Origin of the sequence: Oricola thermophila (assembly GCF_013358405.1) — a bacterium.
In the GTDB taxonomy this organism is placed as follows: domain Bacteria; phylum Pseudomonadota; class Alphaproteobacteria; order Rhizobiales; family Rhizobiaceae; genus Oricola; species Oricola thermophila.
In genome coordinates, this window is record NZ_CP054836.1 from 3,679,995 (window position 1) to 3,706,294 (window position 26,300).

The following is a 26,300-nucleotide window of genomic DNA, read 5'->3' on the forward strand; positions in this document are numbered from 1 at the left end:
CCCTGCTTACTGACCGATCTTGTCGACAAGGAAGCCGCGCACTTCCGATTCCGGCACGTCTTTCGCGATGAAGGACCGGCCGACCCCGCGCGTCAGGATGAAATTGAGCGCGCCGCGCGTGACCTTCTTGTCCTGGCGGATGAAGCCCAGCATGCTATCGGCATCGCGCAGATGCGTTTTCATTCCATCGAGATTTGTCGGCAGGCCCGCATTTTCAAGATGGGCGGCGACGCGCCTCGCGTCGTCGGGGCTGGCCAGGTTCATGCGGGCCGAAAACTCGTGCGCCAGCACCATGCCGATGGCAACGCCCTCGCCATGCACCAGGATCGCCGGGTCGTATTTCGCGGCCGCCTCCAGCGCGTGGCCGAAGGTGTGGCCGAGATTGAGCAGCGCGCGGTCTCCGGCCTCGCGCTCGTCGCGGGCGACGACATCGGCCTTGGCGCGGCACGATTCGGCGATCGCGCGGATGCGTTCCGGCCCGCCGTCCCGGATCGCCGGCCAGTTTCCCTCCAGCCAGGCGAAGAAATCCGGCCGGTCGATCAGGCCGTACTTGACGACCTCGGCATAGCCGGCGCGGAACTCGCGCGCGGGCAGGGTGTCCAGGGCCGCAGTGTCGGCCAGCACGAGGCGCGGCTGGTAGAAGGCGCCGACAAGGTTCTTGCCGTGCGGGGCGTTGATCCCCGTCTTGCCGCCGACCGAGGAATCGACCTGCGCCAGCAGCGTCGTCGGCATCTGCACGAAATTCATGCCGCGGCGCACGATTGCCGCGGCGAAACCGGCCAGGTCGCCGATCACGCCGCCGCCGAGCGCGATCACGGCGTCGCCGCGCTCCAGCCGGGCGTCGAGTATGCGCGAGACGACCTCCTGCAGCGTCGCGAAGCTCTTGGACGGCTCGCCCGCGGGCACGACGATCTCGGCGGTCTCTATGCCTGCATCGGCGAGACTTTGCCGCACCGTCTCCAGGTGGTGCTGGGCGACATTGTCGTCCGTGACGATCGCCGCGCGGATGCCGGGAAGAACGGTTGAGACGTGGCGGCCGGCGTCGCCCAGCAGGCCGGGGCCGATCAGGATGTCGTATGAACGGTCGCCGAGTTCGACGCGGACGGTCTCGGCGGCATCGGATGCGGTCATTGCTCTGCTTTTCCCGTTGTCTTGGCGGTCTCGGCGGCCTTGCCGCGCGCATGCCCGCCGGCTTCCAGCCATTCGGCGACGGCAGCCACGACATTGGCCGCCATCTCCTCCTTGGTGATGTCCCGCGACTGTACATCGATATCGGCCGTGGCATAGACCGGGTAGCGTTCCTCCATCAGCCGCTGCATAACCCCGCGCGGGTCGGGATCGCGCAACAGCGGCCGGTTCTGGCGGCGCGAGACGCGCTCCATCAGCAGGTCGAGATCGGCCGACAGCCAGACGGAGATGCCGCGCCGCCCGATGGCCTGGCGGGTCGATTCGTTGATGAAGGCGCCGCCGCCGGTCGCCAGCACCTGCGGTCCGCTTTTCAGGAGCCGCGTCACCACGCGCCGTTCCAGCGCGCGAAATTCGGGCTCGCCATATTGCTCGAACAGGTCCGGAATCGTCATGGCGGAGACCCTCTCGATCTCGGTGTCCGCGTCGACGAAAGGCAGGTCCAGCATCGCGGCCACCTTCCTGCCGACGGCGGACTTGCCCGCTCCCATGAGGCCGACAAGCACGATCGAACGCTGGCCGATAAGGCCGCGCACGGTCTCGCAATTGGCTTTTGCTTCAGGAGTCATCGCTTGTCTTGTCCGTTTTCCGCTTAGCGCATGAACGCCGCGGCGCTGTCAAGAATTGTCACGAAACGCGCTTTAGGGTTTGATTTTGCCGGCGTTGCACCGCATATCGCGGGGACGAAGGTCCGAATTGCTTCGGAGGTCGGGGGGAAATGCCAAGCCTGATCCGGTTCCTGTTCACGATCGGCGTGCTTGCCGGCATCGTCTATGCCGGCATGTGGGCGCTGGTCTTCTATGTCGATCCGACGCCGCGCGAGATGCAGGTGCGCATCCCCGCAAACCGGATCAATCCCGATTTCTAAACCGGCGGGAAACCATCGGCGCCTATTCTCGGCGCCATGATCGACGCGTTCCTTGAAATGATGAGTGCCGAGCGCGGCGCCGCGGACAACACGCTGGCGTCCTACCGGCTCGACCTGGAGGATGCCGAGCGATTCGTGCGCACGGCCCGCTCCAGGCGGCTCCGCGAGGCGGTGCCCGCAGACATCTCGGCATATCTGCAAAGCCTCGATGCTGCAGGCTACGCGGCCTCGTCGCAGGCGCGAAAGCTGTCGGCGCTCCGGCAGTATTTCCGCTTTCTCTACTCGGAAGGGCTGCGCGGCGACGATCCGACCGGGGTGATCGCCTCGCCGAAGAAGGCGCGGACCCTGCCCAGGGTGCTGGGCGAGGAGGAGGTCGGCCGGTTGCTCGACCGCGCCGCAGAGGAGGCAGCCGACCCGGAACGGGACGACAGGGCGCGGGCGGTTGCCCTGCGCAACCGGGCGTTGCTCGAACTTCTCTACGCCACGGGCATGCGGGTCAGCGAGCTGGTGTCCCTGCCGGTCAGCGTCGCCTGGCGCAACGAGCCCTTCTTCATGGTAAAGGGCAAGGGCGGCAAGGAGCGCATGGTGCCGGTTACGGAAACGGCGCGGGAGGCGGTGCAGGCCCATCTGGAGAGGCGAAACCGCGATCCGCGTGCCGACGACTGTCCCTGGCTGTTTCCGGCGGAGAACTACGCCGGCCATCTCGCCCGCCAGGTCTTCGCACGCGACCTGAAGGCGCTTGGCGCGCGCTGCGGCATAGCGGCGGCGAAATTGTCGCCGCACGTGCTGCGCCATGCCTTCGCCAGCCATCTCCTTCAGAACGGGGCGGACCTGCGCGCCGTGCAGCAATTGCTGGGCCACGCTGACATTTCCACCACGCAGATTTACACCCACGTGCTGGAAGAACGGCTGCACCGGCTGGTCACGGAGCATCATCCGCTTGCCGGCGCGTCCTGATCGCCGCGCTTGACAATGACCGTTTTTGCCTCCACGTGACCGCCAAACGAAATGCCATCGGACCGCTCTTCAATGTACAGCTATCTCGAGTTTGAAAAGCCGATTGCCGACCTGGACGGCCAGATCATGGAGCTGAAGAAGCTCTCGGAGGCCGAGGGCGGCGGCGTCGATGTCGCCGAGGAAGTGGCGCGGCTGGAAAAGCGTTCCGCCGAGGCCCTGGTCGAGATCTACAAGAAGCTGTCTCCGTGGCAGAAGGCCCTGGTCGCGCGCCACCCCGACAGGCCGCACTGCAAGCAGTATGTCGACGCGCTGTTCGACGAGTTCACGCAGTTGGCCGGCGACCGGAAATTCGCCGAGGATGCCGCGATCGTCGCCGGCTTCGCCCGGTTCGGCGGCCAACCGGTTGCGGTGATCGGCCAGGAGAAGGGCACCGACACCAAGAGCCGCCTGAAGCACAATTTCGGCATGGCGCGGCCGGAGGGATACCGCAAGGCGGTCAGGATCATGGAAATGGCCAACCGCTTCGGCCTGCCGGTCATCTCGCTGGTCGACACGGCGGGCGCCTATCCGGGCATCGGCGCGGAGGAGCGCGGCCAGGCGGAGGCCATCGCCCGGTCGACCGAGATGTGCCTCAACCTGGAAGTGCCGGTCGTGTCCGTCATCATCGGCGAGGGCGGGTCGGGCGGCGCCATCGCCATCGCCACGGCGAACCGGGTCTACATGCTCGAGCACTCGATCTACTCGGTGATCTCGCCGGAAGGCGGCGCCTCGATCCTTTGGCGCGACGCGGCGCGCGCCAAGGATGCGGCCACCGCGATGAAGATCACGGCGCAGGACCTGCTGTCGCTGAAAGTGATCGACGGCATAGTGAAGGAGCCGATCGGCGGCGCGCATCGCGATCCCGAGGCGGTATTCGAGGAGACGCGCAAGACGATCTCGGCGGCGCTAAGCGATCTCGCAAAGCTCGACGGACCCGCGGTGAAGCAGGAAAGGCGCGAGAAATTCCTCGCCATCGGACGCAATCTCGGCTGACGCGACCGGGGTCCTGTCACAGGGATGCCGCAATCTTTCCCGATTCCGTCTATGGGACAGGCGCGGGAAACCTGCGGTAAACATTTGTCAACTATGATCCGGGCGTTACATCTCGGCATCGGGGAGCCGTTTACATGTCGTTTCGGCGGATCGTGATCGCAATCGCACTGGCGGGACTCTCGGCGCTGGCCGGGTGCCAGGCAAGCGACGTGCTGTCGCTGAAGGCCAATGCTCCCCTGCCCAAGGACGCGCTGGCCTTCATGAAGGCCAACGGCATGACCCCGGCGTCGCCGATCTTCATGCGCATCTTCAAGGACGAGAACGTTCTGGAGGTGTGGAAGCAGAAGGATACCGGCAAGTTCGCGCTGGTGAAAAGCTACGAGATCTGCGCCTATTCCGGGAAGCTCGGGCCGAAGTTCAGGGAAGGCGACCGGCAGGCCCCGGAGGGCTTCTACTTCGTCTCGCGCAGGCTGCTGAACCCGAACTCGAGATATCACCTCGCCTTCAACACGGGCTATCCCAACGCCTATGACCGGGCGCACGGCCGCACCGGCTCCGACCTGATGGTGCATGGCGCGTGTTCCTCCGCCGGTTGCTATTCCATGACCGACGAGAACATCGCCGAGATCTACGCCTTCGCCCGCGAGGCGCTCACGGGCGGCCGGCAGGATGCCTTCCAGGTACAGGCCTTCCCGTTCCGCATGACGCCGGAGAACATGGCGAAGCACCGCGACAGCCCCCATTTCGAATTCTGGAAGATGCTCAAGGAAGGCTACGACCATTTCGAACTGACGCGCGTGCCGCCGAAGGTCGATGTCTGCGAGCGGCGCTACGTGTTCAACCGTGTGGCCGAGCAGGGCGAATTCCGGCCGGCGGCGGCCTGCCCGCCGATGAGGATGCCGGAAAACCTGGCGCTCGCCTACCGGCAACTGCAATCGCAGCACACGCTGGCGTTCGAGCAGGCGGTCGCGAAGCTGGAAGGCAGGGCGGCGGCAGAGAGCATGCAGTCGCTGCCAGCGGCTCCGATCTCGGAACTGCTGGGCAGGACGCGCGCCGCGGCGGAATGACGGCGCAATGAGCGAAACCGAGCCGGCGGAAACCTACGACCTGCGTGGTCTCAACTGCCCGATGCCCGTGCTGAAGACGCAGAGACGGATGCTCGACATGGCGCCGGGCGAGCGTCTGCGGGTGCGCACCAGCGATCCGCTCGCCGTCATCGACATTCCCAACTGGTGCCGGGAAAGCGGCCACCGGCTGATCGAATCGGAGAAGGCCGAGGACGGCCACCTCTTCCTCATCGAGCGCGGCGCCTGATCACGTCCCCGGTATGGCCAGCGGGTTGTCCGTCAGCGCCTGCGCGTCCGGCCGGTCGGGCGCGATGCCCCCGGTGAACGCCTCGAACAGGTCCTCGACATTGGCACGGCTGCCGTTCTTCGCGATCACGACAAGCCGTGTCTGCGGCCGCCGCCCGTTCCAGCCGTCGAGGCGGACAGGCGGGTGGAACACCGAGCGCACGCCGTGGATGACCAGCGGGCGGTCCGGCGTCCCGGCCGTTTGCACGATCCCCTTCACGCGCAGCAGCCGGTCGGCCATGGAGCCGCGCAGCAGATCGCAGAACATCTCGACCGTGGCGAAGGGGATCGGCCTGTCATGGGTGAGCGTGAAGGCCTCGATCGCCGCATCGTGGCGGTTCACGTCGTGCCCGTGCCCGTGCCCGTGCCCGTGCCCATGTCCGTGGTCATGGTCATGGTCGTGGTGATGGTGGTCGTGATGGTTGTGGTGGTGATGGTGGTGCGGCTCTTCCCCGGGCACGTCCGCCGCCGTCAGCGCGCTGTCGTCGAGCGTCAGCGAGAAGCCCTCTGCCTGCGCGTCGACGGGTGCCACGAGCGGGTTGAGCGCGCGCAGCACGGAAATCAGTTCGTCGGAGGGGGCGGCGACATCCGTCTTGGTCAGCACGATGCGGTCGGCGAGCGCCACCTGGCGCCGTGCCTCCTCGTGGTCCGCGAGGCTGGCAAGCCCGGTCTGCGTGCAGACCACGGTGACAACGCTGGCTACTCGGAATCGGGCGGCGATCTCCGCCGAGGCAATGATCGCCTGCAGGACCGGCACCGGGTCGGCAAGTCCAGTCGTCTCGATGATGACGCGGTCCACGGTCGCGCCCTCTTCCGCGCGTTCCGCGATCCGGGCCAGCGTGTCGACGAGATCGCCGCGGACCGTGCAGCACAGGCAGCCGTCTGACAGCTCGATCATCTGGTCGCCGGCCTGCGTCGACTCGACAAGCAGGTGGTCGATGCCGACATCGCCGAACTCGTTGACGATGACCGCGGTGTTGGCGAAGGCGCCGGAAGCAAGCAGCCGGTTGAGCAGCGTCGTCTTGCCCGCGCCGAGAAAGCCGGTGACGATGTGAACGGGAACGGACTTCATAGCGTCTTTCAGGCTCCCCCGTCCGGGCGCGATTGCGGAACCGGGATCATTCCCTCCACCAGCCCGGCCTGCTCGCGCCGTTCCGCGACCTCGTCGGACAGTCGCATCGGGCGGACGGCCGGCACCGGCAGGCTGTCGAAATACTGGCCGGCAAACAGCACGGCCGATTTCGAGATGCCCTCGGCGCCGCCCGTGAAGACCGCCACCGGCACCGGGGCGCGGGTCATCGGGGTGAGCGCGTCGGTGGCGAAATGGTCAAGCGAACGGTCGGCCCAGCGTGCGTCGTTGGCTTCCTGCGAACAGACGGTGGCGCGCAGGTCGGCGACCTCGGTGGTGCGGTCGGCCGGCGGCGCCAGCGAGGCGAGAAGCGGGAGGCTGTCCAGCATGGGAAGGCGCGAAAAGCCCAGTTCCAGCAGGTCGGCGGCGCGCTCGGCACGGCTCTTCGAGCTCATCTCGCCCAGCACGACGGCGATCAGCGTATGGCCGTCGCGCGTCGCCGACCCTACCAGGTTGAAGCCGGACTCGCAGATATAGCCGGTCTTCATGCCGTCGGCGCCGGGGAAGCGGCCGAGCAGCAGGTTGTAGCTGCTGTATGTCCTTTCCCCCGCCTGCAGCGCCTCGATGGAGAAATAGCGGTCGTATTGCGGGAATTCGCGGCGAATCGCGCGCGCCAGCACCGCAAGATCATGGGCGGATGAAACCTGGCCGTCCGCGTGCAGGCCGTGCGGGTTCACGAAATGGCTGTCATTCATGCCCAGCCGCGCGGCCTCGGCATTCATGCGCTTCGCGAATTCCGCCTCGGAACCGGAGACCGATTCGGCGATCGCGACGGCGATGTCGTTGGCCGATTTCGCCAGCAGCATCTTCAGCGCGTTGTCGAGATTGACGATCGTGCCGACGGGATAGGCCATGTGGCTCGGCGGCTTGCGTGCCGCGTTGGACGAGATGCGCACCGGCGATTTCAGCGTCAGCGCCCCGGACTCGATCTCCCGGAAGGCGACGTAGGCGGTCATCAGCTTGGTCAGCGAGGCCGGCTGCCAGCGGTCGAACTCCCGCTGCGCGTGCAGTACGCGGCCGCTTTCGACATCCACGACAATCGAGGGCATCGTGCTCGATGCGGCGGCCGCCGCATGTGCGACAAGCATGAAGAGCGCGATCACGGCAAGGTGAAGCGGGGCTGGGCGGATTGCTGGGCGCATCGTCTCTCTCGGCATCAATGCCGGGTTGGATTGGTTCGGGTTGCGGGCTAGACAGTGATTGTGCCGTCTAGATGACGGAATGTCGATGGCAAGCGTTTTTTGCGGTGTCCTTCCCGGCAGGCAGGCACACGACCACCAGGGACAAGATGAATGCCGATACTCAACCGTGCCCATGACATGCAGGCGGAAGTCGCTGCCTGGCGGCAGCACCTGCACCGCCATCCCGAACTTCTGTTCGACGTACACCAGACCGCGGCCTTCGTGGAGGAGAAGCTGAAATCCTTCGGCTGCGACGAGGTGGTGACCGGGCTCGGGCGCACCGGCGTCGTCGGTGTCATCAGGGGCAGCCGCGGCCCCGGCGAGACTCTCGGCCTGCGCGCCGACATGGACGCGCTGCCGATCAGCGAGATGACCGGCAGGGACTACGCGTCCACCGTGCCCGGAAAGATGCATGCCTGCGGCCATGACGGGCATACCGCCATGCTGCTCGGCGCGGCGCAGCATCTTGCCGAGACGCGCAATTTCGCCGGCACGGTGGTCGTCGTCTTCCAGCCGGCGGAGGAGGGCGGCGGCGGTGGCCGCGAGATGGTCGAGGACGGGCTGATGGACCGTTTCGGCATCGACCGCGTCTACGGCATGCACAACATGCCGAACCTGCCGGTCGGGCAGTTCTCGATCCGCACCGGGCCGTTCTTCGCGGCAACCGACGAGTTCCGGGTGCGAATCACGGGGCGCGGCGGCCATGCCGCCTGGCCGAACCAGACAATCGACCCGATCGTCGTCGGCGCGCAGCTCGTCCAGGCGCTGCAGACCATCGCCTCGCGCAATGTCGACCCGGTGTCGTCCATCGTGGTCTCGGTGACGCAGTTCCACGCAGGCTCGGCGCACAACGTCATTCCCGAGGAGGCGGAGATCGCGGGCACGGTGCGCACGCTGTCGCCGGAGAACCGGGAGCTCGGCGAGCGCCGCCTCAAGGCGCTGTCGGAGAACGTCGCCGCAGCCCATGGCGCGACGGCGGAAGTCACCTGGCGGCGGGGCTATCCGGTGACGGTCAACCACTCAGCCGAGGCCGACATCTGCGCCCGGGTGGCGCGCGAGGTCGCCGGCGAGAACGCGGTCGAGACCGAGGCGCGGCCGATGATGGGCGGCGAGGATTTCGCCTACATGCTGGAGGCGCGGCCGGGTGCGATGATCCTGATCGGCAACGGCGATTCGGCGGGGCTGCATCACCCGGCCTACGATTTCAACGACGAGATCATCCCGCTCGGCATCAGCTACTGGGTGGCGCTGGCCGAGGCCAACGGCAAGGCCGTCTGAGGGCGTCACTTGCCGGTTTTCAAAGCCGCCGGGTTTTGTTATCTAGCGCTTCGCGCGGTCCCGTAGCTCAGCAGGATAGAGCATCAGATTCCTAATCTGAGGGTCACAGGTTCGAATCCTGTCGGGATCGCCAGTTGTTCTTCACGACATTTGACCGGGAGCCGCCTGGTCTCGGGACATGCCTCGTCGGTCGGCTTTCAACCGGGTGCGATCGGGCCGAAACGCACGGAGGCAACTTGCACAGTCAGTCTCCGAAATGCGCCATTCCGGCGTTCGTGGTGTCGCGGATATGGTGTTCGATCAATTCCATGGCCTTGGCGGCATCCCGGTCCAGCGTTGCCTGCATGATGAGCCTGTGCTCCTTCGATTTCTGCTTGCCGAGACCTTCCGGGGTCATTTTGGAAAGAAATCGGTAGCGATCCAGCTGATCGAACATCATCGAGCGAAGCCTGAACAGCCAGTATCCCTGGCAGGCCGATACGAGCGACTCGTGGAATTCCCGATGCCGCTGCAGCCATTCGGCGTGGCGTTCCATTCTCTCCGGCCAGGGCAGGTTCTCGATCAGGCTGAGGCGGTGGTGCGCGGCGACGATCTGGCTCTCCCAGACATCGTCGCCATGTTCGATCGCATCCGCAATGGCGCGTTTTTCGAGGTCCACGAAATGATCGGTGATCTCCAGCAGTTCCTCGCGTGAAACCCTGGCGACCTTGAATCCCTTTCCGGATTCCAGCGTTACGAAACCCTCCGAGACGAGCTGGGACAGGGCTTCGCGCAAGGTGCCGATGCCGACATCATAGCGTTTAGTCAGTTCCGCGAACTTCAGCTTGGCTTCCGGCAGGAACACATTGCTGACGATATCCGCCCTCAGGCGCGATACGATATCCTGTCCGGCAGAGGACCCGGTCCTCGTGAGGTCGCGCTGCCCTGACTTTTTGGGTTCGATATTCAGGTCGAAATCCTCGCGGCGGCGGTTGATTCGTGTGCCGGCCGTCATATTACACCCGGTGTGGATATTCAATAATTATCATTTTTTCGAAGAAATAATTTTCCGCGACCCGCGCTGTTTCGAAAGGCTCTTTGTAGCGGCTCAAGCCGCTGGGGCATCCCTATCACAACGTAACGTCATTCCGCGAGGTGATCCTTGTGGCTTCCCATTGACCAATTTTCCATTATACAAAATCTTTCGAAAAAAAGGCGGAGGTTCGAATGAGGTACGTGTCGTTTATGGATTCCGGAGTTTCTGCCTGGGGAGCTTTGACGGAAGATGGCGGCATCGTGAAGGGAAACCGTATCTGCGGGACGTGTCCGGACTTGCGGTCCTATATCGAGGTAGGCTTTCCGGACAGTCACCTGTTTCTGGACATGAAGCCGGATCTCGCCATGGAAGATGCCGTGCTGGAGCCGGTTATTCCCAATCCCTCGAAGATCGTCATGGCCGCGCTGAACTATTTCGAAGAGGGCGATGACAGATCAAACCCTCCTGCCTATCCGGTACTTTTCCTGCGTTTGCCGTCATCGCAAATCGGTCACAGGGCTCCGCTGGTCAAACCCCGCGTTTCCGAAAAGCTCGATTTCGAGGGAGAGCTTGCAGTGATAATCGGCAAGCCCGGCCGCCATATCGCGCGCGGCGATGCCATGGCGCATGTGGCCGGGTACTCGATCTACAATGACGGCAGCGTGCGGGACTGGCAGAAGCACAGTCACCAGTTCACCCCCGGCAAGAACTTCCAGGGCACGGGTGCATTCGGGCCGTGCATGGTCACCGCGGACGAGATCTCCCTGTCCGGCGGTGGGCTGTCTCTGGTCACGCGCGTCAATGGAGTCGAGAAGCAGCGAACCGACACGTCCCGCATGATTTTCGACGTGCCCTATCTGGTTTCCTACATCTCGACGTTCACGGTTCTCAATGCCGGCGATGTCATCGTGACGGGCACGTGCAAGGGCTTCGGCTCCACCAGAACGCCGCAGGAATTCCTGTCGGCGGGCGATGTCGTCGATGTCGAGATCGAGGGAATTGGCGTTCTGTCCAATCCTGTCGAAGACGAAGCCGGCTGATTTGCCGCGACTCGTCGGTGCACCGCGCTGCGGCTTTTGCCCTCAGAAAAATGCCCAATGTTTCAATGAAGCCTAGATTTTCGAAATTTATTGCAGTTTGAGAGCCTGCATGCTAGAGGGGCGTTGGATCTCGGGAGACGAGTTGGGAGGGGTTATGAGCTATCTCGTGAACACGATCGGACATGTTCAGCTTAACGTGACCGTTCGGGAGGCGCTCGTCGAAGAGGCGACGAATGTTCTCGGACTGCACGTGACGCGAAACGACGATACCGCGACATGGCTTTCGTCGAACGGTCGCGAGGCAGAGCTCGTCTTGCACGATTTCGAGGAGAACTCGGTTCGCTCGGTAGGTTTTGAAGCGGTCTCCGAGGCGGCCGTGGAAGAGGCGGCGCGCCGGATCCCGGCCGTGGGTTGCCGCATCGTTTCGGAGCGGCCAAGTCTGGATTGCTGCGCGGCCGGCGTCGTATTCGTCACCCCGCAAGGCCACACATTCGAGATACACACCCCGGTCAAGGACGACATCACCAGGCGGCGTCACTACGGCGCGGGTGTCGGTCCGCTGCGCTTGGACCATGTCAACATCACCTCGCCCGAGCCGGCTGAAACGCGTGCTCAGCTGCAGGAAATCATGGGGCTGAAGCTCTCCGAGCGGATGGTCGATGACGGTTTGAGCTGGATGCGCGGCGGCAATCGGCTTCACCATATCCTCGGTATCGTGCGCGGCGACACCGGGTTGCACCACTACTCGTTCGAGCTGGCCGAATTTTCAGATTATTGCCGGCTGGGCGATCGCCTCGACCAGATCGACAAGGAGTTCATCTGGGGGCCGGGCCGGCATCGGCCGGGTGACAACACTTACGCCTATTACGTCGATGCCTGCGGCGCGATGGTTGAATGTTCCGGCGGCATGGCGGCAATCGCCGATGACGAAGCCTTTGAGCCCAATGTGATCACCGCGCTCAAGCGCCCGGAAAATGTGCGCGTCATGAATGTCTGGGGTACCCCGGCGCCCGCCGTCTGGCTGGAGCACAAGTTTCCGTTTGCCCGGCCCGCTGCCTGAGGCGGCCGGAATTCGACTGATCCGACAACAAGGGAAAAATGAGTTTCATGACTTCGGTAGGTATCCTCGAGGGGTCGCTTCGCAAGGCATCCCTGTCCCGCGCGGTCGCACGCTCCGCGCCGGGTCTCGCGCCGGACGGCCTCGCGGCGCAAATGCTCCCGAGCCCGGGCACGTTGCCCCTGTTCAACCAGGATGTCCTCGACGAGGGCCTTCCGGAGAGCGTCGGCACGCTGGAGGCGGCCATCAGGGCGTCGGATGCGGTGCTGATCGTTACGCCGGAATACAACTGGTCGTTTCCCGGCGTGTTGAAGAACGCCATCGACTGGCTGTCCCGCATCAGCCCAAACCCGCTGGAAGGCAAGCCCGTCGCCATCTGGAGCGTGTCTCCCGGGGCGCTGGGGGGCGCACGGCTGCACGAGGGGCTGCGCCAGGTACTCCACAGCCAGGACGCCAGGATCATGGCCAAGCCCGAAGTGCAGGTCGCGCTGGCGAAGTCGAAGGTTGATGTCGCCGAGAGCCGCATTGTCCATGCCGACACGGAAGCCTTCCTGCGGGCTCATCTCGCCAGGTTCATGGAATTCGCCAACGCGTGCAGGAGCGACTGAGCAAGCCGGTTGGGCGATCCGCGCCCGAACCGTGACCGACAACGGGAAAGCAAGATGGAATATCCTCTCAACTTCATGTCGGACGGCCTGAAACTGGCAGGCGTGCTGCACGTGCCCGAGGGCAGAAAGCCCGGCCAGCGGCTTCCGACGTTCATCGTCCTCCACGGTTTCGTGGGTACCAAGGACAAGTCGCATGTCGAGCTCCTTTCCCGGATGCTCGAGGAATTCGGCTACTGCGTGTTCCGGATCGACTTCCGCGGTTGCGGCGAGAGCGAGGGGGCGCGCGGCGAAGTCCGGTGCTTCGACCAGGTGGCCGATACCAAGAACGCACTTTCCTTCATCGCCGAGCGCGAAGAGGTCGATCCCGAGAGGATTGGCGTCACCGGCCATAGCTTCGGCGCGGCGGTGGCGATCTTCGCTGGCGGCATCGACGAGCGTATCGCCTGCGTGATGTCGTTCTGCGGCTGGGGTGACGGCGAGCGCAAGTTCCGCGGCCAGCACCCCACGCCGGAAGCCTGGGCAAGGTTCACCGACCTCCTCGAAAGGGGGCGCCGGCAGAAGGAAGAGACAGGCGAGAGCCTCTGGGTCTCACGCTTCGATGTCGTTCCCATTCCCGAGGAGTTGCGCAAGAACCTGTCGCCCAAGGCGCAGTTCGAGGTTCCGGTCGAGACGGCGTTCAGCATGTACAAGTTCAGGGCAGAGGACGTCGTCGCCGACATCGCGCCAAGGCCTCTGCTCCTGTTCCACACGGCCGGCGACGTCATCACGCCCATGGAGCAGTCGATCCGGCTGTTCGAGAAGGCCGGCAAGAATGCCGAGCTGATGATCCCGACCGGCGTTTCCCATTTCCCGCTGTCGGAGGAGGACGCTCCCTACACGCGGATCCTGGTGAAGGCGTGGCTCGACAAGTTCTTTCCCACGCCGCTTGCGAACGCGAAATGAGCACGTATCGCGCAACGGACCTCGAGCAATACGCCGCCACGCTCCTCGCAGCCGGCGGGTTCGCCGCGCCTCACGCCGAGAAGACCGCCAGCGTGCTGGTCTGGGCCAATGCGCGCGGTGCGGAGTCTCATGGCGTGCTCCGGATCCCGCGCTATCTCGAGATGGTGGAGCAGGGCAGGATAAACCCTGTTGCCGAACCTGCCGTCGTCAGGCGTGAAGGTGCCATTTCCATCCTGGAAGCCGATCGGGCGCCGGGCGGTTCCTCGATGTCGATGGCGATGGAGGAAGCTGTCCGCAACGCCTTCGCCAGCGGCATAGGGTGGTGTTCGGCGCGAAACATCTCGCATGCCGGCGCCATCGGCTACTACGCGCTGGAGGCCGCGCGGCAGGACTGCATCGGAATCGTCATGACGGCCTCCGGCCCGCTGATGGCCTATCATGGCTCGGCTGTCGCGGGTGTCTCGACCAATCCGCTGGCGATCGCGGCACCGGGGCGGGACCGTCCGCTCCTGCTCGACATGTCGACTTCGACCGTCGCGCTCGGGAAGATCCTTGCCGCCCGCGACGCGGGCGTCGCGATCCCCGAGGGATGGGGGCTCGATGCAGACGGCCGTCCCACTACCGATCCGAACGCGGTCTCGACCGTGACGCCGCTCGGCGGGCCCAAGGGCTCGGGCCTGTCTCTGATGGTCGAGGTACTTTCGAGCATCCTGGTGTCGAACCCGGTAATCGCCGCCATCCTCGATGGCGAGGAGGCCCGGATGAACGGCGCGGCAATCGCGATCAGACTGTCGGCATTCGGAGCGCCGGAGGCGTTCCGCGACGAGGTCGAGCGCGTGGCGGACCGAATTCGCGCTCTGCCCCGCTCGCCGGGAACGGACCACATCCTGATGCCGGGCGAGCGCGGATTCACCATGGCCGAGAAGCGCATCAGGGAAGGCATTCCGATGGCTGCCGGAACCGAAAGGAGGCTCGCCCGGCTGGCGGAGCGCCTCGGGGTCGAGATTCCGAAGCCTCTGGAAAACCCGCCGCCCTCGGGCGCGGACACGAACTAGCAAGCTTGCCGGGAGGAGGACAGATTGCAGAAAGCCCAAAGCACGGAGGTGCCCCTGTGGCGACGCGTCACCGGCGGCGCGGCGCTGGTCGCATTCGGCGCGGCGATGCTGGCGATCTCCTGGTCCTACCCGGCCGGAACCGTCGTGCAGATGGGCCCCGGATACATGCCGCATCTCATCAGTGCCGGGATCATGCTGTTCGGGGCGGTGATCGTGCTGGCGGATCTGCGCGGGATGGAGGCCTTCGATGCCGGGCCGATGCAGTTTCGGGCGCTCGGCTTCGTGTCTGCCGCGATCGCGATCTTCGTCGTCCTGATAGAGCCGGCCGGCTTGGTGCCGGCGATGTTCTGCGCGGTTGCCGTGTCCATGCTGGCCGACAACCGAACAAGGCTGCCGGGAATACTGATCTATTCGTCCGCGGTCACCCTGGCGGGCTGGTTCCTGTTCATCGTGGCGCTCGGCCTGCCCCTGTCTGTGTTCGGGAGGTGAAGCGATGACCGAGCAGTTCATGCTAGGCCTCTCCGTCGTCCTGCAGCCCGGCGTGCTGATGTACGCCTTCCTCGGCGTATTGCTCGGGCAGGTGATCGGCGTGCTGCCCGGCGTCGGCGCGATCACGGCGATCTCGCTTCTTCTGCCGGTCACCTTCTACCTCGACCCGACCAGTTCCGTGATCCTCCTCGCCGGGATCTACTACGGCTCGCAATATGGCGGCGCCATCGCCTCCATCCTGCTCAACCTGCCGGGGACGCCGTCCTCGGTCGTCACCTGCCTTGAGGGCTATCCGCTGGCGCAGGGCGGGCGTGCCGGATTCGCGCTGCTGGTGACGGCGCTGTCTTCCTTCGTCGGCAGCATGATCGGCGTGGCGGCCGTGGTCCTTGTCGCTATCCCAATGGCCGCCTTCGCGCTGAAGTTCGGCGCCCCCGAATACACGATGCTCGTCATGCTCGGGCTGATCGCCGCGTCGCTGATCAGTTCGGGCTCGCAGATGCGTGCCTTTGCCATGGCCCTGCTCGGGATTGCGCTGGGAATGGTCGGCGCGGACGCGACCACGGGCCAGTACCGTTTCGTTGCCACCGAGTCGCTCGCGGACGGGATCAGCCTGGTCTCCCTCGCGATGGGACTCTTCGGTGTGTCCGAGATCATCAAGAACGCGGGCGCCAAGGCAACGGTGCGCCCGACGATCAACCTGTCCTTCAAGGACATCTTTCCCAGCTGGGCAGAGATCCGCGAGATGGGGGGACCCGTGACACGCGGCGCGACGACGGGTGCCTTCTTCGGCGCATTGCCGGGCACGGGCGCGGCAATCGCTTCCTTCATGGCCTACGCGGTGGAGCGCCGCTTGTCCCGCACACCGGAAAAATTCGGCAAGGGCCACCTGCCAGGGCTGGCCGCGCCCGAAGCGTCCAACAACGCCGCGGCACAGACCAGCTTTATCCCGACGCTGACGCTGGGCATTCCCGGCGATGCCGTTCTGGCACTGATCATCGGTGCGCTGATCCTGAACGGGATAGTTCCCGGCCCGCGTCTGATCGTCGATCAGCCGACCCTTTTCTGGGGCGTGATCGCCAGCTTCTTCGTCGGCAACATCATCCTGCTGATCATCAACATTCCCCTGATCGGACTGTGGGTCCGCCTGCTGAGCATTCCCTACCACCGGCTCTACCCGGCCATCGTCCTGCTGATCTGCGTGGGCGTCTATTCTCACCGCAATAGCGGGCTCGACGTGATCATGACGCTGGCGTTCGGGCTGCTCGGCTATGTGATGAAGCGGTTCCGGTTCGAACCGGCGCCAGTCCTTCTGGGCTTCGTGCTCGGGCCGATGCTGGAAGACAATTTCCGCCGGACCATGCTTCTTCATGGCGGGGATTTTTCCGTCTTTGTCACCCGTCCCATCAGCGCCACGCTGGTGTTCTTCGTGGTTGCGCTGATCGCATTCACCGCGTTTTCCGCGTTCAGAACACATCGAGATTCGTCGAGATCCCCACCGGGAGATAGCGGGCCTTAATCGGTCTGAGGCCTTCGAATTCAAGTCAGACCATCTATCAAGGGAGGAACATCATGCTGAAGAAACTGCTATTGGCACTGTCGGTCGTCGGACTGGCAGCGGGCACGGCACAGGCGGACGACTATCCGTCGCGTTCGATCCGTTTCATCATCGGCTTTGGCGCCGGCGGCAATGCCGACACGGTCGCACGCATCCTGGCCGAACCAATGACGAAGAGTCTGGGACAGCCGGTCGTGGTAGAATCGAAGCCCGGTGCAGGCGGAAACGTGGCTTCCGATTTCGTGTCAAAATCCGACCCGGACGGTTACACCATCCAGCTAATGGTAGGCGGCCATGCCGTGTCGGCGGCTCTGTACAAGTCGCAGCCGTTTGATCCGCTGGAGGACTTCACCTTTGTCTCCACGATCGGCCAGTTTCCGTTCTTCGTCGCCGCGCGTGCCGGTGCCTACGAGTCCATCGAGGACGTGATCGCCAAAGCTAAGGCGGCGCCCAACACGATCAAGATCGGACATTCGGGTGTCGGTTCGACCCAGCACCTGTCGGGCGAATTGCTGGACCTGGAGACGGGCGCCGAGTTCATCCACGTCCCCTACAAGGGTGGTGCCGCGGCGGCGACCGCGCTGCTGGGCGGCGAGGTTGACCTGGTTATCGATACCGGGACCGTCATCTCGCCGCAGGCCGATGCCGGTGAATTCGACATTCTGGCGGTGACCTCGAAGGATCGCTGGCCGTCCCAGCCGGATGTGCCGACGCTTGCCGAAACGGTCGCGCCGGACATCGACATCGTTTCGTGGACCGGGGTCGGCATGCCGGCGGGCGTCTCCGGCGAGATCGCCGACAAGGTTCGCGCCTCGGTTCATGCCGCCCTGGCCATGCCGGACGTCGCGGAACGCATCTCGGCGCTGGGCGCCAGACCTTCGCCTTCTTCGGGTGAGGACATGCGCGGGATGATCGCGCGCCAGATCGAGGTCTGGAAGAAGGTCGTCGAGGCATCCGGTATCGAGAAGCGCTGATACCGGAGAGGCTGGTCCGCCGGTCCGCCGGCGGGCCTTGGCACATGCAAATCCGACCAAAACGGGTCAACTGCCAGGGACCGGGCGATGAGCGAAATGACACCAGACCAGTTGACGGCAGACATGCTCCGGCAGGAGTTCTTCGTCGTAAACACGACGCCTGCGCGATCGCCGGAAATACAGCGGCTATTGCCAAGGCACCTGGAATACCAGGTCAGGCTGGAGCGCGAGGGCAAGCTGTTCGGTGCCGGACCTGTATATGAGGAAGGAGACGACCTTCCGTCAGGCGGCATGATCATACTGCGCGCTCGTTCATACGACGAGGCGCGGGCGCTGGCCGATGCCGACCCGCTCCATGCCGCGGGATTGCGCAGCTACACGATCCGGAAATGGGTGATGAACGAGGGCTCGATGACCGTAACGATCCGGTATTCCGACCAGAGCGTCGCGATCGTCGATTGAACCCGACAGCCGGGCACCCGAAACACGAGAATTCCATCGCTTGCCACCGGCCGGCATGAGCGGCCGCCAGGGAATGACACATGAACGAGTTGCACAGGAATCTGATTGCCGGCGAGTGGGCTGGCGGCGAAGCCGTAGCCAATATCAATCCTTCCGATACCGATGACGTTATCGGCCATTATGCGCGTGGGACGGCGGACGACGCCCGGTCGGCGATTGCGGCGGCAAAAGCCGCTTTTCCCGGCTGGGCGCGGTCCGGGCCGCTTGAACGCAACGCGGTGTTGCGCAAGGCGGCGGACGAGATTCTCGCCCGCAAGGAGGAACTGGGGCGGCTGCTTTCGCGCGAAGAGGGCAAGACGCTTGCCGAGGGAATCGCGGAAACGGTGCGCGCCGGGCAGATATTCGATTTCTTCGCCAATGAGGCATTGAGGCTTTCCGGGGAGCTGGTTCCCTCGATACGCCCCGGCGTCGGCGTCGAGATCACGCGCGAGCCGGTCGGGGTCATCGGCGTCATCACGCCGTGGAATTTTCCGATTGCCATTCCCGCTTGGAAGATCGCGCCGGCGCTGTGCTACGGCAACACCGTGGTGTTCAAGCCGGCCGAACTGGTTCCTGGCTCGGCCTGGGCCCTTGTCGATATCCTGCACCGCGCCGGGCTTCCCGAAGGGGTTCTCAACCTGGTCATGGGCAAGGGGTCCGTCGTCGGCCAGGCGATGGTGGACAGTCCGGATATCGATGCGCTCACTTTCACCGGTTCTCAGCAGACTGGCCGGCATCTGGCCGTTGCTTCGGCGACGCATCTGAGAAAGATCCAGCTCGAAATGGGCGGCAAGAATCCGCTGGTCGTGCTGGACGATGCCGATCTGGACACCGCGGTTGAATGCGCGGTCAATGGCGCCTTCTTTTCGACCGGGCAGCGCTGTACCGCCTCGTCGCGCCTCATCGTGACCGATGGCATTCATGACAGGTTCGTCTCCGCACTGATCGAGCGCCTTGGCCGCCTCGTTGTCGACAACGCGCTGCTGCCCGGCACCGACATCGGGCCGGTTGTGGATCAGGGGCAGTTTGAGCGGGATCTGGACTATATCGAAATCGGCACGGCTGAGGGGGCGAAGCTCGCTTTCGGCGGCGAACGCCTCAACCGGCGAACGCCGGGTTTCTATCTGCAACCGGCACTTTTCACTGAAACGACCAACCAGATGCGCATTTCGCGCGAAGAAATTTTCGGGCCGGTCGCATGCGTCATCCGGGTGAAGGATTACGATGAGGCTCTTTCGATCGCCAACGACACGCCGTTCGGCCTGTCGGCGGGCATTTGCACGACGAGCCTCAAGCACGCGTCGCACTTCAAGCGCGAGGCGCAGGCCGGGATGGTGATGATCAACCTGCCGACGGCAGGCGTCGATTTCCACGTGCCTTTCGGCGGGCGCAAGGGATCAAGCCACGGTTCCCGCGAGCAGGGACGCTACGCGGCGGAGTTCTTCACGACCGTCAAGACCGCATATCAGCTACCGGTCTGACTTGAATATCTGGCGAGGTTGTACCTTCGATTGCCGCGAAGGGCGTGCAGGGGAGAAAATCGATGATCTACGAGATGCGGGTATATCGCTGCATTCCGGGCGGCCTTCCGGCATTGCTCGAGCGTTTCGAACAGACGACGCTGGGTATCTGGAAGCGTCTCGGTATCGAGCCGGTGGCGTTTTTCACGACCGTAATCGGCGAGTCGAACAACGATCTCACCTATTTTCTCGCCTGGAAAACGCTCGACGAGCGGGAGCGCAAATGGTCTGAATTCATGGTGGACCCGGAATGGATAGAAGCCCGCAAGGCCCACTTCGCCAAGTATGGCGAAGTTGTCGCGAACGTGTCGAGCCAGCTTGTCGCGCCGACCGCGTTTTCGCCGAAACTATAGCCGCGAGACATCCTCCCGGCCGGCGGGGCTTGCCGGTATCAGGCCGCGTCCGGGTCTATGGTCACCGGCAGCGCGGTTGATGTGGCGCGGGCAAGCAGCCGCCCGCCGGGTTCGTACAATTCGGCCTCGAGATAGGCGACCGATCTGCCGTGCCTGATCACGCGGCCCTTGGCGATCACGCGACCGGGACTGACCGGCCTGATGTAGCTCACCGTCAGGTCGAGGGTGGAGGCCGCGAAGGCGCCCTTGGTCATCGACAGCAGCGCCGGCCCCATGGCCTCATCCAGCATTGCGGCGATAAAACCGCCCTGGACCGTGCCGTGCGGATTGATCATGCGCTCGTCGGGATTGAAGGCGATTTCTATCTCGCCGATATCGGGGCGTTCCGAGACAAGTTCCCAACCCAGCAACCGGGCGGAGGGCGGTGGAGGAAACCGTGAGAAAACATCGCTCATGAAGTTCTAATCCATTGAAAATGCTATTCTTTCATAGCGTTCTGGCCGATTTCGCACAACCGTAAAACAAAGCGATTTCTCGTCTTCTACAGATCCGGATGGCTGGGTTTTCCGCCTTCGGCGCAACGCACGATCCAGTCGCGAAAGGCGCGCAGGGGCTGGTAGTCGTCCTTTACCTTGGGCCATGCCAGCCAATAGCTGCCGGTCCCCGGCACGCCCGTTCGCAGTATCGGCGCCAGTCGCCCTTCCTCGATCTCGGTCCTTGCGAGGTAGTCGGGAAGCAGGGCGATGCCAAGGCCGGAAATCGCCGCCTGTATCATCATGGAAAACTGGTCCATCAGCATTCCCGATGTCTTGGGCATCGCCGCGCCTTGCGCCCGGAACCAGACGTTCCATGCGTTCGGCCTGGATTCGAGTTGCAGAAGCGGCAGGCCTGCGAGGTCGCTGGCGTCGCTGACCGGATGGCGCTCGAGAAAGGCGGGCGACGCGCAAGCGGTGATGTGTTCCTCGAACAGCCTGCTGTGATTTGCGCCCGCCCAATCGGCCTCGCCGAAGAATATGACCGCATCGAAGGCTTCGTGCTCGAAACTGAAACGCTGGATGCGGGTGGCAAGGGTCATCGAGATGCCGGGGTTCGTATCGAGAAATTGCCCCAGTCTCGGGCTGAGCCAACGTGTGCCGAATATCGGCAGCACGGCCAGCGACAGGGAGCCGCCGCCGGGATTGGCGACGAGCGACATGCTCGCGCGCTGGATGATGTCGAGTGCCTGCGTCACGTTGCGGCTGTAGGCGAGGGCTGCATCGGTCGGATGCAGCCGTTTTCGTTCACGAACGAACAGGGCCTGGCCCAGCTGGTGTTCGAGATTGTTGACCAAGCGGCTGACGGTGCTCTGGGTCAGGTTCAGCTCTCCGGCAGCCGAGGTGACGGTCTTGTGACGCATGACGGCCTCGAAAGCGAGCAGCTGAGTGACAGAGGGCAGAAAACGGCGAGGGCGCATAACATTCACAAAATGCATCAGGTGATGCGATTTTAGGCCGTTTATCTGCAACTTCAAAGTTTTTATGCATGAACTTGTCAGCCTGTTATGGCGGCTGGCGCAGGGCTCGACCAAACCGGAGACCACGCAATGGCGGGTGGACAAGACTTTTCATGGGCTGATCCTTTCTTGCTCGAAACGCAGTTGGCCGAGGACGAGCGAATGATCCGCGACAGCGCGGCGGCCTATGCGTCGGATCGGCTTCTGCCACGCATCGAGCGGGCTTACGCAGACGAGGTCACCGATCCGCAAGTTTTCCGCGAAATGGGCGAGTGCGGCCTGCTGGGCGTGACGCTGCCCGAACGGTATGGAGGCGCGGGCGCGTCCTATGTCGCCTATGGCCTCGTGGCGCGCGAGATAGAGCGCGTCGATTCCGGCTACCGTTCGATGATGTCCGTCCAGTCGAGCTTGGTAATCCATCCGATCCACGAATACGGCTCGGAGGAGCAGAAACAGAAATACCTGCCGGGGCTGGCTTCGGGCGAATTGATCGGTTGCTTCGGGCTTACGGAACCGGATGCCGGATCCGATCCCGGCGGGATGAAGACGCGTGCGGTCAAGACGGCGAACGGCTACCGGCTGACCGGTTCGAAAACATGGATCACCAATGCGCCCATCGCGGATGTGTTCGTCGTCTGGGCAAAGTCGGATGCGCATGGCGGGAAGGTGCGCGGCTTCATACTCGAAAAGGGCATGAAAGGCCTGTCGGCGCCGAAGATCGATGGCAAGCTTTCGCTCAGGGCATCGATCACCGGCGAAATCATCATGGATGACGTCGAGGTCGGCGAGGATGCCCTGCTGCCGCTCGTCGAGGGCATGAAAGGCCCGTTCGGCTGTCTCAACCGGGCGCGCTACGGCATCAGCTGGGGCGCCATGGGGGCGGCCGAGGACTGCTGGATCCGGACGCGCGCGTATGGTCTCGAACGCAAGCAGTTCGATCGCCCGCTGGCGGCAACGCAGCTCTACCAGAAGAAGCTGGCCGACATGCAGACGGAGATCGCGCTGGGGCTTCAGGCCAGCCTGCGGGTCGGCCGGCTCATGGATGACGGCCGCCTTGCGCCCGAAATGGTCTCGGTGGTGAAACGCAACAATTGCGGCAAGGCACTGGATATTGCGCGCATGGCTCGCGACATGCATGGTGGCAACGGCATCCATATCGGTTTCCACGTGATGCGGCATGCCCAGAATCTCGAAACCGTGAATACCTACGAGGGGACGCATGACGTCCACGCACTGATCCTCGGCCGTGCGCAGACCGGCATCCAGGCTTTCGTCTAGCGGGTACTTCCGCTCACCGAGACAGGGGAGGCAGACATGGAAACTCGCGACGAACAGCCGCCGCTGGCCGGACTGAAGGTCGTTGAACTGGCACGTATCCTCGCGGGGCCGTGGATCGGTCAGACGCTGGCCGATCTCGGTGCGGAGGTCATCAAGGTCGAAAGCCGGCAGGGCGACGATACGAGGACTTGGGGGCCGCCCTTCTTTACCCGGCCCGACGGGAAGGGCGGGACGGAAGAGGTCGCGGCGTATTTCCAGGCGGCGAACCGGGGCAAGAGCTCGATCGTCTGCGACCTGACCGATCCGGAGGACCTGGAAAGGCTCAAGAGCCTGATCGACGATGCGGATGTGCTGATCGAGAATTTCAAGGTCGGCGGCCTGGCCAAATACGGCCTGGACTACGAGAGCGTGGCCAGGTCCAATCCGGGGCTGATCTATGCCTCGATCACGGGATTCGGCCAGACGGGACCGCGCGCGTCGCAGCCGGGATACGACTTCCTGATCCAGGGCATGTCAGGGATCATGGACCTGACCGGCGAGCCGGATGGCGAGCCGCAGAAAGTCGGTGTTGCCTGGATCGACATCTTCACCGGCCTATACGGGGTCATCGGCATCCAGGCGGCGCTTGCCGAGCGGCAGCGATCGGGAAGGGGCCAGCAGATCGACCTTTCGCTCCTGGACAGCGCCATCGCCGTGCTGGCCAACCAGGCGATGAACTATCTCATCGGCGGCCGGAATCCCCGCCGGCTCGGCAATGCGCATCCCAACATCGTGCCCTACCAGGTGTTCCCGGCGCTGGACGGGCACCTGATCATCGCCTGCGGCAACGACCGGCAATTCCATGCACTTTGCGAGGTGCTCGATCTCGACGACCTGAAGGAGGATCCGGATTTCGCCAGCAATTCGCGCCGGGTGGTCAACCGCGAGGCGCTCTGCGCCCGGCTGTCGGAAAGGACGTCGAAACGAAACAAGCAAGACATGGTCGCGGCGCTCGGGGCCGTGGGCGTGCCGTGCGGTTCCATAAACTCGGTCGAGGAGGCGTTGAGCGACCCGCAGGTGAAGGCGCGCGAACTGGTGGTATCGCCCGAGGGCGTTCCGGGTTTGCGCACGCCGCTGAAGTTCTCGCGCAGCAGGCTGGCGCTGGACCGGGCCGCGCCGGTCCTCGGCAGCGGGGATGCGCGCTTCGGGACCGGCAAAACGCCGTAGCGCCCGGCCCGCGGGTGCGAAGCGGGCAGCGATTGCAACGCAATTCGTTACCGGCGCGGCGAAGACGCCGGGCCGGTCGTCACGCCCGGCCCGGAAGGTTCGCGCTTGCCGCCCGGGCGGCACCGGGATGCGGGCCGGATTCGGTCAGGAGCTGGCGGACCATTCGCTTGAGCATCTCCAGTTCCTCTTGCCAGGTGGCATTAGACCCGATCGACACGGTGCGCAGGGCAAGGCCGCGCAAGCTGGAAAGCACCACGTGGCGCAGCGCCACGATTTCCCTTTCGCTCAGGCCGGAATCCTCCAGTGCGCTCGCCCATTGGCTGTCGAGATAGTTCTCCACTTCGCGGACCATCAGCTGGATCTGGGGAAACAGCTTGGCGTTTCCCCGCTCGGCCATCCAGATCTGGATGACCGCGAGGAACTGAGGGCTGCTGAACACCGCCCAGTCCCTGTCGATCGCCTTGTCGAGGCGTCTCAGAAGCGGCAGGTCGTTGTCGATCGGATCGCCCGCGGTGAGAGCCTGCCCGAGGTCGGAGACCACGGCAGCGAGGAGGTTTTCGCGCGAACCGAAATGGTGCTGGACGGCGCCGCGCGAGACCTTTGCATTGGCGGCAATCAGCTCGACGGTCAAATGCTGGTAGCCGACCTTCGTCAGGGAATCGACAGCGGCATCGAGCAGTTTGCGGATGGTGCTGGCGCTGCGTTCGGCCTGCTGGCGACGCGGCTTGCGACGCGCCGGCGTGCTGCCGCCACGCTTCGACCCGCCGTCAAAGCTGCTTGTCTCGCCGATCGGGGGCTCGCCTATTTCGTCTGCTTTTCTTTCCGCCATGGTCTGTTTTCTTGCGGTCTGGGCTTCGTTTTTCAGGAATGAGTCTCTTTTCATATCCGGCGGAAACGAGCGTGCCGTAGGGACCATTTTCACCCGTTGATGAGGTTCATGCCTCCATATGTCAAGGCAGGGGACAGGTTTGGGGGCGCAGTAAATTGTGGTCAGCGGCTCGCACCGGCTCGACGGGGCGAGGCCGGGACGCGGCGGGCCTCTTCGGCGCAGCCGAGGGCTGTTCGGGATTTTCCAGCGGTTTTGCAGGGCCGGACGAGTTGCGCCCTGCGGGCATGTGGGCTAGCCTGACTTACAAACATTCATAAATGTATGTTTTTGCGGGCGGCATGGTCCGACGGAAAGTGCGGAGCGGCTGCTGTGGCCCGGACTCTCGTGGGGGCGGAGCGGTTTCCAATGATACTGGCGGAGGGAAAACATGACGACTAGGCGCACCGCGCTTGTGACGGGTTCGGTTCAGGGTATCGGGCTGGCGATTGCCCGTCGGCTTGCCCGGCAGGGGAACAATGTCGTCCTGACCGGATTCGGTGCAGAGGAGGACGAGGCGGCCATCTCCCGGCAGCTGGAACGGGATCACGGCGTAGAGGCGATGTTCCACCCGGCCGACCTGGCCAGTACCGGGGACATCGAGGCCCTGGTGGCCGCCGCGCGAAAGCGTTTCGGCACGGTGGACATACTGGTTAACAACGCCGCGGCGCCGCGCCGGCCCGTCACGGTGCTCGAAATGGGCGTCGAGGAGTGGGAGCAGACGCTGGCGATCAACCTGAATGCGCCGTTCCACCTGGTGCGGGCGTTCCTGCCGCAAATGCTGGACAATGGCTGGGGGCGGATCGTGAATGTCTCGTCGGTTTTCGGCGTGGTGGGAACGGCCAACCGGGCCGGCTACGTCACGACCAAGCACGGACTGATCGGGTTTACCCGCGCGGTCGCCGCGGAGACGATGGGCAGCGGGGTAACCAGCAACGCGGTCTGTCCCGGCCTGACGATGACGCCGCGCCTGGAAAAGGAAGCCGCCCTGATCGCGGAGACGCAGGGCGTTTCCCCGGAGGAGGCGGAGAAGCTGCTCGCGCGCCGGCTGGTCGCCGAGCGGTTCCTGTCGGCGGAAAGCACCGCGTCGGCGGTCGGCTATTTCTGCAGCGACGATGCCGGGGACACGACCGGCGTCGCCCTGCCGGTCGATGGAGGGCAGTCGGCCGTGCGCTGATCCCGTTTGGCCCGGGCCGCGGGCAGGAGCGCCCGTGTCTCATCCTCGCGGTCGCTTTCTATTCTCCTTGTAAGGCAACCGCGCACATGTTATTAACAAACATTCACGAATGTATGTAAATTGTCGAAGAATGCCGACACCGCCCGCGAAGCGAATGAACGCCCGGCCGGGATGAACAAGAAGGGGGAGGA

At 64.2% G+C, this 26,300-nt stretch carries 28 protein-coding genes and 1 tRNA gene; 21 read left to right on the forward strand and 8 right to left on the reverse strand.

The annotated features are described in order from the left end of the window. Positions 1-6: 6 nt before the first annotated feature. The gene (gene aroB, locus HTY61_RS17695; protein ID WP_175278039.1) at positions 7-1,131 is read right to left on the reverse strand and encodes a 3-dehydroquinate synthase; all 1,125 of its coding nucleotides are present in this window, start codon (positions 1,129-1,131) and stop codon (positions 7-9) included. Further along, positions 1,128-1,754: a shikimate kinase gene (locus HTY61_RS17700; RefSeq protein WP_175278040.1), complete on the reverse strand. Its 627-nt coding sequence runs from the start codon at positions 1,752-1,754 to the stop codon at positions 1,128-1,130. Before HTY61_RS17700 ends, aroB begins: the two co-directional genes overlap by 4 nt. A gap of 149 nt (positions 1,755-1,903) precedes the next feature. Between HTY61_RS17700 and HTY61_RS17705 the strand changes: the two genes are divergently transcribed. The 5 genes from HTY61_RS17705 (at position 1,904) to HTY61_RS17725 (ending at position 5,356) form a co-directional block, all read left to right on the forward strand. Beyond that, complete coding sequence (locus HTY61_RS17705; protein WP_175278041.1) at positions 1,904-2,053, forward strand: histidine kinase; 150 nt, start codon at positions 1,904-1,906, stop codon at positions 2,051-2,053. A 36-nt stretch (positions 2,054-2,089) separates the two neighbouring features. Continuing rightward, complete coding sequence (locus HTY61_RS17710; RefSeq protein ID WP_175278042.1) at positions 2,090-3,010, forward strand: site-specific tyrosine recombinase XerD; 921 nt, start codon at positions 2,090-2,092, stop codon at positions 3,008-3,010. 72 nt (positions 3,011-3,082) lie between these two features. After that, a complete protein-coding gene (locus tag HTY61_RS17715; protein WP_175278043.1) occupies positions 3,083-4,042 on the forward strand; it encodes an acetyl-CoA carboxylase carboxyltransferase subunit alpha in 960 nt (319 codons plus the stop codon). Positions 4,043-4,176: 134 nt separating this feature from the next. Further along, a complete protein-coding gene (locus HTY61_RS17720) occupies positions 4,177-5,109 on the forward strand; it encodes a L,D-transpeptidase family protein (protein ID WP_175278044.1) in 933 nt (310 codons plus the stop codon). A gap of 7 nt (positions 5,110-5,116) precedes the next feature. Then, positions 5,117-5,356, forward strand: a complete 240-nt coding sequence (locus tag HTY61_RS17725) for a sulfurtransferase TusA family protein (protein ID WP_175278045.1) — start codon at positions 5,117-5,119, stop codon at positions 5,354-5,356. Here the strand turns inward: HTY61_RS17725 and HTY61_RS17730 are convergent, their stop codons facing one another. Both HTY61_RS17730 and HTY61_RS17735 read right to left on the reverse strand, forming a co-directional pair. Beyond that, positions 5,357-6,466: a CobW family GTP-binding protein gene (locus tag HTY61_RS17730; RefSeq protein WP_175278046.1), complete on the reverse strand. Its 1,110-nt coding sequence runs from the start codon at positions 6,464-6,466 to the stop codon at positions 5,357-5,359. Positions 6,467-6,474: 8 nt separating this feature from the next. Next, positions 6,475-7,665 (reverse strand): D-alanyl-D-alanine carboxypeptidase family protein, encoded by a 1,191-nt coding sequence (locus HTY61_RS17735; RefSeq protein WP_175278047.1) that lies wholly within the window; start codon positions 7,663-7,665, stop codon positions 6,475-6,477. Between the two features lie 150 nt (positions 7,666-7,815). On the opposite strand from HTY61_RS17735, the gene HTY61_RS17740 reads away from it, so the two are divergent. Beyond that, positions 7,816-8,982 carry a M20 aminoacylase family protein gene (locus HTY61_RS17740; RefSeq protein ID WP_175278048.1) on the forward strand — a complete coding sequence of 389 codons (1,167 nt, stop codon included), beginning with the start codon at positions 7,816-7,818 and terminating at the stop codon, positions 8,980-8,982. A gap of 56 nt (positions 8,983-9,038) precedes the next feature. Continuing rightward, a tRNA-Arg gene (locus HTY61_RS17745) sits at positions 9,039-9,115 on the forward strand. A 111-nt stretch (positions 9,116-9,226) separates the two neighbouring features. Here the strand turns inward: HTY61_RS17745 and HTY61_RS17750 are convergent. Then, positions 9,227-10,000, reverse strand: coding sequence for a GntR family transcriptional regulator (locus tag HTY61_RS17750; protein WP_175278049.1), 774 nt, complete (start codon positions 9,998-10,000; stop codon positions 9,227-9,229). Between the two features lie 188 nt (positions 10,001-10,188). On the opposite strand from HTY61_RS17750, the gene HTY61_RS17755 reads away from it, so the two are divergent. From HTY61_RS17755 to HTY61_RS17805, 11 genes are all read left to right on the forward strand, one after another. Then, a complete protein-coding gene (locus HTY61_RS17755) occupies positions 10,189-11,037 on the forward strand; it encodes a fumarylacetoacetate hydrolase family protein (RefSeq protein WP_175278050.1) in 849 nt (282 codons plus the stop codon). 154 nt (positions 11,038-11,191) lie between these two features. Then, positions 11,192-12,097, forward strand: a complete 906-nt coding sequence (locus HTY61_RS17760; protein ID WP_175278051.1) for a VOC family protein — start codon at positions 11,192-11,194, stop codon at positions 12,095-12,097. Between the two features lie 47 nt (positions 12,098-12,144). After that, on the forward strand, positions 12,145-12,702 hold the full coding sequence (locus tag HTY61_RS17765) for an NADPH-dependent FMN reductase (RefSeq protein ID WP_175278052.1): 558 nt from the start codon (positions 12,145-12,147) through the stop codon (positions 12,700-12,702). A gap of 54 nt (positions 12,703-12,756) precedes the next feature. Further along, positions 12,757-13,644, forward strand: a complete 888-nt coding sequence (locus tag HTY61_RS17770; RefSeq protein WP_175278053.1) for an alpha/beta hydrolase — start codon at positions 12,757-12,759, stop codon at positions 13,642-13,644. Then, on the forward strand, positions 13,641-14,699 hold the full coding sequence (locus HTY61_RS17775; RefSeq protein ID WP_175278054.1) for an Ldh family oxidoreductase: 1,059 nt from the start codon (positions 13,641-13,643) through the stop codon (positions 14,697-14,699). Before HTY61_RS17770 ends, HTY61_RS17775 begins: the two co-directional genes overlap by 4 nt. A gap of 24 nt (positions 14,700-14,723) precedes the next feature. Further along, positions 14,724-15,188 carry a tripartite tricarboxylate transporter TctB family protein gene (locus tag HTY61_RS17780; protein ID WP_175278055.1) on the forward strand — a complete coding sequence of 155 codons (465 nt, stop codon included), beginning with the start codon at positions 14,724-14,726 and terminating at the stop codon, positions 15,186-15,188. Positions 15,189-15,192: 4 nt separating this feature from the next. Further along, positions 15,193-16,704: a tripartite tricarboxylate transporter permease gene (locus HTY61_RS17785; protein WP_175278056.1), complete on the forward strand. Its 1,512-nt coding sequence runs from the start codon at positions 15,193-15,195 to the stop codon at positions 16,702-16,704. A 53-nt stretch (positions 16,705-16,757) separates the two neighbouring features. Then, on the forward strand, positions 16,758-17,717 hold the full coding sequence (locus HTY61_RS17790) for a Bug family tripartite tricarboxylate transporter substrate binding protein (RefSeq protein ID WP_175278057.1): 960 nt from the start codon (positions 16,758-16,760) through the stop codon (positions 17,715-17,717). Positions 17,718-17,804: 87 nt separating this feature from the next. Further along, positions 17,805-18,179: a YciI family protein gene (locus tag HTY61_RS17795; RefSeq protein ID WP_175278058.1), complete on the forward strand. Its 375-nt coding sequence runs from the start codon at positions 17,805-17,807 to the stop codon at positions 18,177-18,179. An 80-nt stretch (positions 18,180-18,259) separates the two neighbouring features. Continuing rightward, positions 18,260-19,699: an aldehyde dehydrogenase family protein gene (locus HTY61_RS17800; RefSeq protein WP_175278059.1), complete on the forward strand. Its 1,440-nt coding sequence runs from the start codon at positions 18,260-18,262 to the stop codon at positions 19,697-19,699. A gap of 62 nt (positions 19,700-19,761) precedes the next feature. Beyond that, positions 19,762-20,091 carry an NIPSNAP family protein gene (locus HTY61_RS17805; protein ID WP_175278060.1) on the forward strand — a complete coding sequence of 110 codons (330 nt, stop codon included), beginning with the start codon at positions 19,762-19,764 and terminating at the stop codon, positions 20,089-20,091. Positions 20,092-20,129: 38 nt separating this feature from the next. On the opposite strand, the gene HTY61_RS17810 is transcribed toward HTY61_RS17805, so the two are convergent. Then, complete coding sequence (locus HTY61_RS17810) at positions 20,130-20,546, reverse strand: PaaI family thioesterase (protein WP_175278061.1); 417 nt, start codon at positions 20,544-20,546, stop codon at positions 20,130-20,132. 86 nt (positions 20,547-20,632) lie between these two features. After that, a complete protein-coding gene (locus HTY61_RS17815) occupies positions 20,633-21,544 on the reverse strand; it encodes a LysR family transcriptional regulator (RefSeq protein ID WP_175278062.1) in 912 nt (303 codons plus the stop codon). A gap of 129 nt (positions 21,545-21,673) precedes the next feature. Between HTY61_RS17815 and HTY61_RS17820 the strand changes: the two genes are divergently transcribed. Both HTY61_RS17820 and HTY61_RS17825 read left to right on the forward strand, forming a co-directional pair. Next, positions 21,674-22,861, forward strand: coding sequence for an acyl-CoA dehydrogenase (locus tag HTY61_RS17820; protein WP_175278063.1), 1,188 nt, complete (start codon positions 21,674-21,676; stop codon positions 22,859-22,861). A gap of 36 nt (positions 22,862-22,897) precedes the next feature. Further along, positions 22,898-24,067: a CaiB/BaiF CoA transferase family protein gene (locus tag HTY61_RS17825; RefSeq protein WP_175278064.1), complete on the forward strand. Its 1,170-nt coding sequence runs from the start codon at positions 22,898-22,900 to the stop codon at positions 24,065-24,067. A 79-nt stretch (positions 24,068-24,146) separates the two neighbouring features. Here HTY61_RS17825 and HTY61_RS17830 read toward each other — a convergent pair whose 3' ends face one another. Next, positions 24,147-24,896: a TetR/AcrR family transcriptional regulator gene (locus HTY61_RS17830; RefSeq protein WP_175278065.1), complete on the reverse strand. Its 750-nt coding sequence runs from the start codon at positions 24,894-24,896 to the stop codon at positions 24,147-24,149. A 427-nt stretch (positions 24,897-25,323) separates the two neighbouring features. Between HTY61_RS17830 and HTY61_RS17835 the strand changes: the two genes are divergently transcribed. Beyond that, the gene (locus tag HTY61_RS17835) at positions 25,324-26,109 is read left to right on the forward strand and encodes an SDR family NAD(P)-dependent oxidoreductase (protein ID WP_175278066.1); all 786 of its coding nucleotides are present in this window, start codon (positions 25,324-25,326) and stop codon (positions 26,107-26,109) included. Positions 26,110-26,300 lie beyond the last annotated feature (191 nt).